Origin of the sequence: Altererythrobacter sp. GH1-8 (assembly GCF_043702085.1) — a bacterium.
In the GTDB taxonomy this organism is placed as follows: Bacteria; Pseudomonadota; Alphaproteobacteria; order Sphingomonadales; family Sphingomonadaceae; genus Erythrobacter.
The window spans coordinates 535,867-548,058 of sequence record NZ_CP171690.1 but is presented as its reverse complement, the minus strand read 5'-3'; the positions used below and the strand labels follow the sequence as shown (position 1 = coordinate 548,058).

13 protein-coding genes and 1 tRNA gene are annotated in these 12,192 nt (G+C 60.8%); 6 read left to right on the top strand and 8 right to left on the bottom strand.

Annotated elements, in window-relative coordinates; all coding sequences use genetic code 11:
- Positions 1 to 4: 4 nt before the first annotated feature.
- The 4 genes from ACG9DO_RS02685 to ACG9DO_RS02670 are packed head-to-tail and all read right to left on the bottom strand — an operon-like array spanning position 5 to position 2,470.
- Positions 5 to 1,078: a 5-(carboxyamino)imidazole ribonucleotide synthase gene (locus ACG9DO_RS02685; RefSeq protein ID WP_394731169.1), complete on the bottom strand. Its 1,074-nt coding sequence runs from the start codon at positions 1,076 to 1,078 to the stop codon at positions 5 to 7.
- A 5-nt stretch (positions 1,079 to 1,083) separates the two neighbouring features.
- Positions 1,084 to 1,566 carry a 5-(carboxyamino)imidazole ribonucleotide mutase gene (gene purE, locus ACG9DO_RS02680; protein WP_394730187.1) on the bottom strand — a complete coding sequence of 161 codons (483 nt, stop codon included), beginning with the start codon at positions 1,564 to 1,566 and terminating at the stop codon, positions 1,084 to 1,086.
- Between the two features lie 12 nt (positions 1,567 to 1,578).
- Positions 1,579 to 2,265, bottom strand: a complete 687-nt coding sequence (gene gpmA / locus ACG9DO_RS02675) for a 2,3-diphosphoglycerate-dependent phosphoglycerate mutase (RefSeq protein WP_394730186.1) — start codon at positions 2,263 to 2,265, stop codon at positions 1,579 to 1,581.
- A gap of 55 nt (positions 2,266 to 2,320) precedes the next feature.
- The gene (locus tag ACG9DO_RS02670) at positions 2,321 to 2,470 is read right to left on the bottom strand and encodes a hypothetical protein (RefSeq protein ID WP_394730185.1); all 150 of its coding nucleotides are present in this window, start codon (positions 2,468 to 2,470) and stop codon (positions 2,321 to 2,323) included.
- Positions 2,471 to 2,561: 91 nt separating this feature from the next.
- On the opposite strand from ACG9DO_RS02670, the gene ACG9DO_RS02665 reads away from it, so the two are divergent.
- Positions 2,562 to 2,636 (top strand) — tRNA-Thr (locus tag ACG9DO_RS02665).
- Position 2,637: 1 nt separating this feature from the next.
- Here ACG9DO_RS02665 and ACG9DO_RS02660 read toward each other — a convergent pair.
- Complete coding sequence (locus ACG9DO_RS02660; RefSeq protein ID WP_394730184.1) at positions 2,638 to 2,895, bottom strand: hypothetical protein; 258 nt, start codon at positions 2,893 to 2,895, stop codon at positions 2,638 to 2,640.
- A gap of 72 nt (positions 2,896 to 2,967) precedes the next feature.
- Here ACG9DO_RS02660 and ACG9DO_RS02655 point away from each other — a divergent pair, with 72 nt between their 5' ends.
- Complete coding sequence (locus ACG9DO_RS02655) at positions 2,968 to 3,522, top strand: PH domain-containing protein (protein ID WP_394730183.1); 555 nt, start codon at positions 2,968 to 2,970, stop codon at positions 3,520 to 3,522.
- On the top strand, positions 3,519 to 5,060 hold the full coding sequence (locus ACG9DO_RS02650; RefSeq protein ID WP_394730182.1) for a PH domain-containing protein: 1,542 nt from the start codon (positions 3,519 to 3,521) through the stop codon (positions 5,058 to 5,060). The genes ACG9DO_RS02655 and ACG9DO_RS02650 overlap by 4 nt, the downstream gene beginning before the upstream one ends.
- Before the next feature lie 12 nt (positions 5,061 to 5,072).
- On the opposite strand, the gene ACG9DO_RS02645 is transcribed toward ACG9DO_RS02650, so the two are convergent.
- Positions 5,073 to 5,390 (bottom strand): GNAT family N-acetyltransferase, encoded by a 318-nt coding sequence (locus ACG9DO_RS02645; RefSeq protein WP_394730181.1) that lies wholly within the window; start codon positions 5,388 to 5,390, stop codon positions 5,073 to 5,075.
- 47 nt (positions 5,391 to 5,437) lie between these two features.
- Here ACG9DO_RS02645 and ACG9DO_RS02640 point away from each other — a divergent pair, with 47 nt between their 5' ends.
- Both ACG9DO_RS02640 and ACG9DO_RS02635 read left to right on the top strand, forming a co-directional pair.
- The gene (locus ACG9DO_RS02640; RefSeq protein WP_394730180.1) at positions 5,438 to 6,433 is read left to right on the top strand and encodes a threonine aldolase family protein; all 996 of its coding nucleotides are present in this window, start codon (positions 5,438 to 5,440) and stop codon (positions 6,431 to 6,433) included.
- A gap of 17 nt (positions 6,434 to 6,450) precedes the next feature.
- Positions 6,451 to 7,338, top strand: coding sequence for a DMT family transporter (locus ACG9DO_RS02635; RefSeq protein WP_394731168.1), 888 nt, complete (start codon positions 6,451 to 6,453; stop codon positions 7,336 to 7,338).
- Here ACG9DO_RS02635 and ACG9DO_RS02630 read toward each other — a convergent pair.
- Both ACG9DO_RS02630 and ACG9DO_RS02625 read right to left on the bottom strand, forming a co-directional pair.
- A complete protein-coding gene (locus tag ACG9DO_RS02630; protein ID WP_394730179.1) occupies positions 7,309 to 8,124 on the bottom strand; it encodes an SDR family oxidoreductase in 816 nt (271 codons plus the stop codon). The two genes, ACG9DO_RS02635 and ACG9DO_RS02630, sit on opposite strands and share 30 nt — an antisense overlap.
- A gap of 25 nt (positions 8,125 to 8,149) precedes the next feature.
- Positions 8,150 to 9,394, bottom strand: a complete 1,245-nt coding sequence (locus ACG9DO_RS02625; RefSeq protein WP_394730178.1) for a M48 family metallopeptidase — start codon at positions 9,392 to 9,394, stop codon at positions 8,150 to 8,152.
- Between the two features lie 132 nt (positions 9,395 to 9,526).
- Here ACG9DO_RS02625 and pepN point away from each other — a divergent pair, with 132 nt between their 5' ends.
- The gene (gene pepN / locus ACG9DO_RS02620) at positions 9,527 to 12,190 is read left to right on the top strand and encodes an aminopeptidase N (RefSeq protein ID WP_394730177.1); all 2,664 of its coding nucleotides are present in this window, start codon (positions 9,527 to 9,529) and stop codon (positions 12,188 to 12,190) included.
- Positions 12,191 to 12,192: the final 2 nt, after the last annotated feature.

Sequence of the window (12,192 nt, the reverse complement as noted above, 5' to 3'; positions counted from 1 at the left end):
CTGCTTATGCGATGGGTCCGGCATTGGAGACGCGCGTCACATGGCCCATCTTGCGCCCCTCCTTGGCTTCGGCCTTGCCATAAAGGTGCAGGTGAGGCTCGCCTTCCTCAGCCAGCATGGTGTGCGCGGTGAGCGCGTCTGGCCCGACGATATTGCGCATCTCTACATGGGCAAAGCGGGTGTCCGTGCTGCCCAGCGGCAGGCCGCAGATCGCGCGAATGTGGTTTTCGAACTGGCTGGTGGCTGCGCCTTCTATGGTCCAGTGACCGGAATTGTGCACGCGCGGTGCCATCTCGTTGAAGACGGGACCATCGCTGGTCGCGAAGAATTCCAGCGTCAGCACCCCGATATAGCCGAGCGCGGCTGCGACCTTCGCAGCGATGCTGCGTGCCTCCTCGACCTGCGCTGCAATCAGAGCACCAGCGGGCAAGGTTGAACTGGCGAGCATCCCGTCCTGATGGACGTTGGCAGGCGAATCCCAATAGCGCACTTCGCCATCCTCACCCCGCACCAGAATGACGGAGAATTCCGCTTCGAAATCCACAAAGCCTTCATAGACGCATGGCTTGCCCGGAAAGCGGACGGCGTCTGCCTCCTTGAGCGATTGCACCCGCCACTGGCCCTTGCCGTCATAGCCTTCGCGCGCTGTCTTGAGGATGCCGGGCGCTCCGATCCGTTCGACCGCAGCCTTGAAGTCGGCTTCGGTTGCCGCTGCTGCATAGGGGGCGGGGCGCGCGCCTTGCGCTTCGGCAAAGCGCTTTTCATTCAAGCGGTCCTGCGCGGTCTCAAGCGCGCGCGGATGCGGGGCAATCCGGTCTTGCGGCAATGCTTCGACCGCTTTCAGCGGGACGTTCTCGAACTCCCAGGTGATGACATCGCATTTCTGAGCGAAGGCGGCGAGCGCTGCCTTGTCGCCCCAGCCATTGGCAAAGAAGTCCGTGCAGACTTCGGCTGCGACATTATCGCCCGGCGGCGAGTAGCCGATCACCCTGTAGCCGAGCTGGATAGCGGCGACCGCCATCATCCGTCCGAGCTGACCGCCGCCTAATATGCCGATCGTTGAACCAGGAGGGAGCACGGCCATCAGTCTGACGGATGCTCCGCCACGGCATCGCTGCGCGCTTGCCGCCAGGCCTTGAGGCGCGCGGCGAGCGGCGCGTCATGGAGCGCGAGGATCGCGGCTGCCATCAGCCCCGCATTGGTCGCGCCCGCTTCACCGATGGCGAGAGTGCCCACGGGAACACCTGCTGGCATCTGCACGATCGAAAGCAGGCTGTCCTGGCCGGATAGCGCCTTGGACTGTACCGGTACGCCAAGCACCGGCAGATGCGTCATGCTGGCGATCATGCCGGGCAAATGCGCCGCACCGCCTGCGCCTGCGATGATAACCTCGAAGCCTTCGTCTGCGGCCCCTTTGGCAAAGGCGCTCATCCGGTCGGGCGTGCGGTGTGCGGAGACGATCCGCGCTTCATGCTCGACTTCCAGCTCCGCTAGAACTTCGGTAGCGCGGCGCATGGTTGGCCAGTCTGACTGGCTGCCCATCACAATGGCGACTTTGCCTCCCATCAACCGTGCCCCTCAGCTGTCTTTCAGATAGTACCGCTCACCTGGCACCATGTTGTCGTCGAAATCATAGATGATCGGCTGGCCCGTGGGAATCTCGAGGCCAGTAATGTCCTCATCGGAAATGTTCGAGAGGTGCTTCACCAGCGCGCGAAGCGAATTGCCATGGGCAGAAATGATCACAGTCTCGCCGCTCGCAAGGACCGGCAGAATGTCGCTTTCCCAGTAGGGCAGCACGCGCTCGATCGTGAGCTTCAGGCTCTCTGTGTAAGGAACGTCGATCCCCTCGTAACGCGGGTCAGCGCCCGGATCGAACTGGCTGCCGGGCTCCATCGGCGGCGGCGGCGTATCGAAGCTGCGGCGCCAGATATGCACTTGCTCATCGCCGTGCTTGTCGCGGGTTTCCTGCTTGTCGAGACCGGTCAGCCCGCCATAGTGGCGCTCGTTAAGGCGCCAGTCCTTGATCACCGGGATCCAAAGCCTTCCAGCCTCTTCCAGAGCAAGGTTCAGCGTCTTGATCGCGCGGGTCTGGTATGAAGTGAAGGCGATTGTCGGCAGAACGCCCTTTTCCTTCATCAGCCTGCCCGCGGCCTTGGCTTCTTCAACCCCTTTTTCCGTGAGGTCGACATCCCACCATCCGGTAAAACGGTTTTCGAGGTTCCACTGGCTCTGGCCATGACGAACAAGGATGAGTTTAGGCATATTTTCTCCGGAGGGACCGGGCGGCTAGGCACCCCATCGCTAAGAGCAACACGCGTTAGCCGCGCTCACCGCCTTTGGGAACCCCGGATTCACCGCTTGATTCGGTCATTTGGCGCGCTTGCGCTTTACGGCGGCGCAGATTCTCGCGCAGTTTGGCCGCCAGACGCTCTTCGCGAGACATTTTCCTGTCTGCATCTTCACTCATGCGAAACGCATTGGCGTTATCGCGCCCGAGGTGCAAGCTTGGCTTGACATTGTCGCCGTGCGCGCAGATAGGCGCGCCACTTTGACGAGACGCTGCTGTAGCTCAGTGGTAGAGCGCACCCTTGGTAAGGGTGAGGTCGAGAGTTCAATTCTCTCCAGCAGCACCATTCACCGCCACATATCGATCACGGTCTTGGAATCCTTAAGGCCCAGACCCGTGTCCTCCCGCAGGATGCGGATCGCTTCGATCTTCTGGCCATTCTGCAACGCGTGTTCGATCTGCGCGCGAGCGGATGGAGAGATCGTCGCAAGATCGAAGTCGAGCGGTGCTGCAAGTTCAGTCTTGCGGCGCGAACCGATCAGATAGCCTGACAGGAAGACTGCACCGGTCCAAACGACCATCCACCAATCGATCTGTTCGAACATTCTACCTCCCACGCGCTTGCCTTTGCGCAACATACATTGACGGATCGGACCGTACTAGCCATCTAAAACACTATGGACGAGCAAACCCCGGCAATCGCGCCGCAATCCCCATCCAGCGATCCTGCTAACGTCAGTCAGGCCCGGCCGCCCTCGGCTGAAGACGTGCCGGACGATGAGCTCACGCAGCTTGATCCGGCCTACAAGACCGTGGTGCGGATCAGCACGACGCTCTTCTGCATTCCGTTTCTGGTTGGAGGGCTGATCGTGGAGGCTTCGGGCGCACTTCCGGCGGCGGTCGTCATCACGCCACTCACGCTTATTGCCCTTCTGCTGATCTTCAGGCTGCCGGCGAGGCGCTATCTCGCGCGTGGCTACGCCATGAGCGCAGACCGCTTGCGGATTGTGCGCGGCATCCTGTTCCGCGCCGACACCGTGGTCCCGTTTGGCCGGGTCCAGCACATCGACGTCAATCAGGGGCCGCTCGAGCGCTTTTTCGACATCGCGACCTTGACGCTGCACACGGCCGGTTCGCACGGCGCGCATGTCAATCTGCCGGGCCTGAAGCACGCGCTTGCAATGGAAATCCGCGAGGAAATCCGCAGCCATATCAAGCGCGAGACGCTATGAGCGAAGCACTTCGCACCGATCCCAAGAGCTTCATAATCGAAGGCCTCTCTGGCCTGCGAAACGCCATTTTCCCGGTTGTTGCGGTTTATTTTGCGATGCGCGGGCAGGAAGGCTTAGCCTTCATTTCTGCGATCGCGGCTGGACTTGCGATCATCGGAATTGGCGCAGCCGCTGCATATCTGCGCTGGACCAAGTTCACCTATCAGATCAACTCAGACGACATCCGGGTCGAATCCGGCATCCTTGCGCGCACCGCGCGCTCGGTGCCGTTCGAGCGGATTCAGGATGTCAGCATTGAGCAGACTTTGCTGCCGCGGCTGTTCGGGCTCGTGACCGTGAAGTTCGAGACGGGTTCAGGCGGGGGTGAGGATATTTCGCTTGCCTACCTCGGCGAGGCCGAAGGTGAACGTTTGCGCGATGTTGTGCGCGAGCGCCGTGACGCAGACGCGGAAGTGGCTGTCCATTGTGTTGCTGCAGCGGGTGAAGATCAACCGCAAGGGCCAGCCAGGCAGGAACCAGGCAAGCTGCTCTTCGCGATGGATCCGCGCCGCCTGTTTACCTTTGGCGTGTTCGAATTCTCTCTCGCTGTCTTCGCAGTGCTGGCGGGTCTTGCGCAATATGCAGACTGGTTTGTCGACTTTGAAATCTGGGATCCGGATCTGTGGCGCAACGTCGCTAATGAGCAGTCCGGCTGGATTGCGGGTCTGGGCTATGCGGGACAGGTCATTGGCGTAATCGCAAGCCTGCTCACGCTCATTGTCGTTGGATCGTTTACGGGTCTGGTCCGCGTGTTCCTGCGCGACTGGAACTTCCGGCTTGAGGAAACGCCGCGCGGCTTTCGCCGCCGCCGCGGCCTGTTCACCCGAACCGATGTCGTCATGCCAGCCCACCGGGTTCAGGCAGTCACCGTCAAGACGGGCTGGCTGCGCTATCGCTTTGGCTGGCGCGGCCTAAAATTTGTGAGCCTTGCGCAGGATATGGGCTCCGCCAATCACGATGTCGCCCCGTTTGCGCAAATGGAGGAGATAGCACCGATCATCCGCGCCGCCGGTTTCGAGCCGTCTCAGAAAGAGCTGGAATGGCAACAGACCGACCCGCGCTACTGGATCGACCAGACGCTGATGGAGAGCGGGTTATTGCTCTTGCTTGCTTTGGGCATCGCGACGTGGGGATCCATATGGATCGCGCTGATCCCGCTCACGATTGCGGTGCTGGTCGCGCTGTCGCACTGGTATGGTTATGCGGTTCACGCTCATGCGCTCGACGCAGAGCAGGTGCTGGTGCGTACCGGTTATTTCTCGCCCGACCTGCAAATCGCAAGCCGCGTGAAGCTGCATTCCGTGCAGATCCTGCAAGGTCCGATCGCGCAGCGGCGCGGCTATGCCAATTTGCATCTTGGCCTTGCCGGCGGCGCGCTTTCGATCGCTGGTTTGCCGATCGAGCGGGCCCGCGAATTGCGCAGCGCTATTCTGGCGAGCATTGCGGCCAAGGATTTCTCGAAGATCTACCAGGCACCGCCTGCGCGCTTGGCGGCCTAGAGAGCCTTCGCTCTAACTGGCCTTCAAGTCACTCCAATCGGGGTTCTGATCAAACTTCTTCGCGACGTAGGAGCACTGCGGAACGATGGTGAAGCCCTGCTCGCGTGCATCGGCGATCAGGCGTTCGACCAGTTGCGCTGCAATACCGCGCCCACCGATAGCCTTGGGAACGACGGTGTGCGTTGCCACCCGCACATCCCTTTCGAGGGCTTCTTGCGGTTCCCATTCGAGGTAGCCTGTATGTTGGCTGCCCCCGACATGCGCGACATATTTGCCGCCCTGACCTTGGACGTGGTGCGTGATTGTTACTTTGGCAGTATCATCAGACACAGTATTCTCCTTCTTGCCTTCAACGCGTAGCCCGCTAGGGGCGTTCCATGCGTTTCCTGTCTGACAATGCTGCCCCAGTGCATCCCAATGTCCTCGCCGCTCTGGCGAAGGCTGACGAGCATGACCTGCCGTATGATGGAGATCGCTGGAGCAAGGCGCTGGACGAGCGCTTTTCCGACCTCTTCGCTCGTGACTGCGCAGCGCTTTGGATTGCGACGGGTACGGCAGCGAATTGCCTGGCGCTCAGCACATTGGTCGAGCCGCATGGGGCTGTGGTCTGCCACAAGGAAGCCCACATCGAAGTCGACGAGGGCGGCGCGCCCGGCTTTTACCTCCATGGCGCGAAACTGATCCTGACAGGGGGCGATGGCGCGCTGCTGACGCCTGCTGACATTGCGGCTGTGACCGATGGCATCCGCGATGATGTCCACCAGGTTCAGCCGCACGCGATCTCGATTACGCAGGCAAGCGAGTACGGCCGGGTCTACACGCCTGCCATGCTGGCCCAGCTTGGCGATTTCGTTAAAGCGCGCGGGCTTGGCCTGCATATGGACGGCGCGCGCTTCGCCAATGCCGTCGCGCACCTCGATTGCACGGCGGCTGAGGCGGCTGGCCCGACAGATACGCTCGCATTCGGCTTCATCAAGAATGGCGGGATGAGCGCTGAAGCGCTCGTGCTGTTCGATCCTGAACAGGCGCAAAAGGTGAAGTATCTGCGCAAGAGAGCCGGCCATCTGCAATGCAAAGGGCGTTATCTGGCGGCGCAGATTCTCGCCATGCTGGAAGACGATCTGTGGCTTGCCAATGCCCGTTACGCCAACGCGTTGGCCGCAGAAATTGCCAGTGCCTGTGGCGATCGCCTGATGCACGCGGTTGAGGCGAACGAATTGTTTGTGCAACTCAGCAACGCTGAGCGCGCCTCCTTGAGAGCGCAGGGTTTCGCGTTCTACGACTGGGGCGACGATGCAGCGCGCTTTGTCACCGCGTGGGATACAGCGGAAGACGATGCCCGCGCCCTGGCCAAGGCCATCGCTGCGTTGTGAGCACTCAGCCCGTCGAAATGATCAGCTGGCGGGTGGCCATCCCGTTCTTTCTGACAGGGACGATCTGGGGTTCGACCTGGTTCGTGATCACCGGCCAGATCGACGGCGTTCCGGCAGCGTGGTCAGTATTCTATCGTTTTGCATTGGCCACGCCTGCGCTGTTCCTGGTCGCTTACTTGATGAAACGGCGGCTGCGCTTGACCCGGCCTGAACACATCCTCGCGGTGATTGTCGGCATCTTCCAGTTCAGCGGCAATTTCCTGTTCGTCTATTTTTCTGAGCTTTACGTCACCTCCGGGATCGTTGCGATGATGTTTGCGCTGCTGATGGTGCCCAACGCCCTCTTTGCGCGCATATTCCTTGGCGAGCGCGTGCAGAGCGGCTTCGTGATGGGCAGCGCTGTTGCGATTGTCGGCGTCTCGATGCTGCTCCTGCACGAATGGCGAACCGCGCCATTGGGCGATGGCGTGGGTTTCGGCATTTTCCTTGCGATGATGGGGATCCTTGCGGCCTCTGTGGCCAATGTGGTGCAGGCCAATCCCACCGGCCGCGCGGTGCCGATGGTGAGCCTGCTCGCCTGGGCGATGCTTTACGGCACGATGTTCGATCTCGGTTTCGCTGTGCTGACAGCTGGCGCACCGCCAGTTCCGACGCGGCCTGAATACTGGGCGGGCATCGTCTACCTTGCGCTGATCGGGTCGGTGGTGACCTTCCCGCTGCATTACAATCTGGTGCGCGAGATTGGTGCGGGCAGAACGGCCTATAATAGCATTCTGACGATCTGTGTTGCGATGCTGCTTTCGACCGTGTTTGAGGATTACCGCTGGACGTGGCTGACCGCTGGCGGAATGGCGCTGGCCATTGCCGGCATGGTGCTAGCGCTCCGCGCCAAGCAGCGCCGCTAGCCCTTCTTTGAACGTCGGATAGCGCAGGCTCCAGCCCAGCACACGCTTGGCCTTGCCGTTCGCAACGCGGCGATTTTCGGAGTAGAAACCGCGCGCCATTTCAGAAAGGTTGGCTTCTTCCAGCGTTTCCAGCGGCGGCGGTTCCACACCCAGCAAGCGGCAGGCTTCCTCGGTCACTGCCTTGCCGCTCGCAGGCAAGTCGTCGCCGAGGTTGTAGGCTCCGGCTGGCGCGACGCGCTCCATCGCCGCCACGACGCCTGCGACAATGTCATCGACATGCACGCGGCTGAACACCTGGTCCGGCATGTCAATCCGCCGGGCTTTTCCCTCGCGCACCCGGTCGAACGCGCTGCGCCCCGGTCCGTAGATGCCGGGCAGCCTGAAATTATGTGCGCCGAGCTTCAGCCACGCTGCATCCGCCTCTGCCCTCGCATTGCGGCGACCAGCGCCGGTCTCAGCCACGGTGGGCGTGCTCTCATCCACCCACGCGCCGCCTGCATCGCCATAGACCCCGGTGGAGGAGAGGTAGGCAAGCGAGCGGTTTTCCAATGCATCGCCATAGGCCTCAAGCACCGGATCCGCACCCTTCTCGCGATCCGGCGGAACCGAGGAGAGCACATGACTTGCGGTATCGAGCACCGCGAGAACGGCGTCGCGATCTTCGAAATCGAGGTTGCCCTTGCTTCCCGTTGCCGTGATCTGCCAGCCTTGCGCGCTCAGCGATTGGGCTATCCGGCCAGCCGTGTAGCCCAGGCCGAAAATCAACAGGTGCTTGTCCGCATTCATATGGCACGCCCTAGCGCGGCTTGCCCTATTGGTCGAGATATCCTTCGGGAGGCACATCGATTGCAGCGTTCGGAACATTATCCGCTTTCCACTGCATGGAGCGCCGCACACGGCTCTTGCCCGAAGGATGGGTGTAGAACAGGAATTCCTCCAGCGCACCAGGCTCCAGCTTGCGATATTCGCTCAGCCGCATCGCCGCGCGTGCAAAGCCGTCAGGCTCTTGTGCTGCCATCAGCCCGAAAGCATCAGCCTGGTTCTCCTGCAGCCGCGTGATGTTGTTGAAGGCTGGCGTTGCCAACAACAGATACAACGAGAGGATCAGCGTCAGAACGGGCAGGGAAGCGGGGTCTGCAATGTCGCGCACACCCCACCGCTCGCCGTAGCGCGCGATCAGCCAGGGTCCCAGACGGCTGATGAGAAACAAGCCCAGACCCAATACAGTGAGCATTGAGCCGACCCTCCAGGCGCCGTGATTCATGACATAATGGCCAAGCTCGTGCCCCATCACTGCAACAATCTCTTCTTCGCTGGTGCGCTCAAGCAGATTGTCGTTCAGGGATATGCGAATAGTCGGGCCAAAGCCTGAAACATTGGCGGAAATCCGCTTGTCCTGTTTGCTCTGGTCAAACACGTAGATGTTGTCAGCAGGCACATCGAATTGCGCGGCCATGCTGACCAGCCGGTCTCTTAGCGGTCCATGCTCCATTTCACTGTAGGTGTTGAACAGAGGCGAAATGAAGACCGGGGCCAGCATGGTTCCAATAAACAGGAACACGCCGGTCACGGCTGTGCCTGCGACCCACCAGGTTTTAGGCGCTCTGCGGATGATCGAGTAGACCAGCGCTATCAACAACGGGAAGATCGCGAGGCCGATCACTGCTCCCAGCGCCTGCTCAAAAGCCCAATCGCCAAAGCTCTGGTCGAGCAAACCAAAGTGCTTCTCGCGCCAGAAGTCTGTGTAGATTGACCAAGGCAAGGCCATGACCCCGGATACCAAGAGGTAAAGCAGCGCGGTCAGCCAGGTCGCGCCGAAGGGCCGCTTGAATATGCGCTCGCCGAAGTCCCGCAGCGCCTTTGCGAAGCGAAAGCGAAGGATCAGCCAGTCGATCAGCACTGCCACCAGCGTACCAAAAACCAGCAAGTAATAGCCGCCTTCGAAATAGGCGTCCGACTTATCCTTGGCGGGGCCCTGCAGGGTATCGAGGTAAGCGCGCGTAGCCGCATCGACATCAAATGCGCTGCCCGATACTGTCAGTAAGTCGAATATCACCGCATTAGCCCCTGATTTTGCAGGGTTAGCTGCGCTGAGCTAACGCCAAAGTCAAGACGCGCTCAGCGGGCAAGGACGTGTACTCGCCGATTTCGACTGGACGCGGCCAAGCCAGTGCCTAGATGGAGGGGCATGGACATTGCAACGACCGCTACGACGCCTGAAGGCAACCCTGAACTTGCCGATGCGGCCCCCAATCCGCACGATCATCCGGTTATCCGGCGCGAGGATTATGCGCCCTACCCGTGGCTCGTGCCAGAAACGCGGCTGGAGTTTGACCTTGGGCTTGATGCGACGCGGGTGGTGTCGAAGCTCACGGTGCTGCGCAATGCGCGCGCGCCGGAAGCGGACTCCATTCGGCTCGAAGGAGACGGACTGGAACTGCTCTCGGTCAAGGTCGATGGTGAGCCGGCCAACAACTGGTCGATCGATGATGGCGATCTGATCCTGCCGCTTTCCGCAGACGCGCATGAAATCGAGATCGCAACGGAGATCGACCCTTCCGCCAACACCAAGCTTGAAGGCCTCTACGCCTCGAACGGCATGTTGTGTACTCAGTGCGAGGCCGAGGGTTTCCGGCGGATCACATTCTTCCCTGACCGGCCTGATGTGCTGAGCACGTACAGCGTGCGGATGAGCGGGCCGAAGGACCAGTTCCCGATCCTGCTGTGCAACGGCAACATGGTTGCCGGAGGCGAGGGCGACGATGGCACGCATTGGGCTGAGTGGCATGATCCCTGGCCCAAGCCGAGCTATCTCTTCGCGCTGGTCGCAGGCGATCTGGTCGCGAACAGCTCAACCTTTACCACCATGAGCGGACGCGAAGTGGTGCTCAACGTGTGGGTGCGCAAGGAAGATCTCTCGCGCACTGATCATGCTTTGCGCTCGCTCGAAACCTCGATGAAATGGGACGAAGAGGTGTTCGGTCGAGAATACGACCTCGACCTTTACAACATCGTTGCGGTGAGCGATTTCAACATGGGCGCGATGGAGAACAAGGGCCTTAACATCTTCAACACGAAGTATGTTCTGGCTGACCCTGAAACTGCGACCGATGCCGATTTCGACGCCATCGAAGGCGTGATCGCGCATGAGTATTTTCACAACTGGTCCGGCAACCGGATCACCTGCCGCGACTGGTTCCAGCTGTCCTTGAAAGAGGGCTTTACCGTCCTGCGCGACCAGCTGTTCAGTCAGGACATGCGCGGGGAAGCGGTCAAGCGGATCGAAGATGTGCGCATCCTGCGGCTCGCGCAGTTTCCGGAGGATGCCGGGCCGCTCGCGCATCCGATCCGGCCCGATTCCTATCGTGAAATCAACAATTTCTACACCGCGACGGTTTACAACAAGGGGGCTGAAGTCATCCGTATGATGCGCGTGATGGCGGGCACGGACGCTTTCCGCAAAGGCACAGACCTCTATTTCCAGCGGCACGACGGCGAAGCAGCGACCTGCGAGGATTTCATTAAGGCTATCGAAGACGGTGCCGGGCTCGATCTCAAGCAGTTCCGCCTCTGGTATAGCCAGGCCGGGACGCCCCGAATTGCCGCGCGCCTGGCGCATGACGGTGACACCGCCACCATCACGCTCAAGCAGACAGTGCCGCCCACACCCGGCCAGCCAGACAAGCAGGCCATGCCGATCCCGCTCAAGATCGCATTGCTCGATCCGGCCACCGGCACCCACTCCGGAGAACAGCTCATCGTGCTCGATCGGCCAGAGCAGAGCTTCACCTTCTCCGGGCATTCGGCACGGCCGGTGCTCTCGATCAATCGCGGATTTACCGCGCCGGTCGTGATCGAGCGCGATGCCAGCGGCGAAGACCTCATGCTGCTCGCGCGTCATGATGACGATCCCTTTGCTCGTTATGAGGCCATGCAGGAACTGAGCGTATCGCACCTGGTTGCCGCCTCGGCTGGCGCTCTGGCTGACTCAGCTCGCACGGCAGGCGAGGAAGGCTTGTCACAGGCATTTGCCGCCATTCTTGACGATGAAGCCCTGGATGACGCGATGCGCGGCGAACTCCTCTTGCTGCCGACCGACACCTATCTGTTTGAGCAGATGGCAAATGCGCATGGGCGTGCAGACCCAGGGGCAATCCATGCCGAACGCGAAGGTTTGAAGGCGCTGCTCGCGAAACGCCTCGCTGACAAGTTACGTGCGCATTATGACCGCTGCACGCGCGTTGCCTTTGATTACGAGAATGGTCGCGGCGCGCGCAAGATGAAGTCGATTTGCCTGAATCTGCTCGCTTCGAGCGACCCCGAAGAGGCTGCGGCCCTTGCAGCGCGCCAATACAAATCCGCTGACAACATGACCGATCGGCAGGGCGCTTTGGGCGTGCTTGCGGGGCTCGACACGCCTGAGCGCACCCACGCGCTGCTCGATTTCTACAATCGCTTCAACGACAATGCGCTGGTGATCGACAAATGGTTCACCATTCAGGCCTTGTCGCTGCACCCCCATGTGGTCGAGCACATCAAGGCGCTTGCCGAGCATCCCGATTTCAATATCAAGAACCCGAACCGTGCGCGTTCGCTATACATGGCATTTGCTGGCAACCCGGGCGCCTTCCATATCGCGGATGGCGAAGGCTATCGGATGCTGGCCGATTTCATTCTCGCGCTCGATCCAATCAATCCGCAGACCGCCGCGCGCTTCGTGACGCCGCTAGGCAAGTGGAAGCGGATCGAGGAAACCCGCAGCGCGCTCATGAAGAGCGAGCTCGAACGGATCGCAAAGGCCAAGCTGTCGCGCGATACATTTGAACAAGTCTCGCGCAGTCTGGAGGCCTGAGG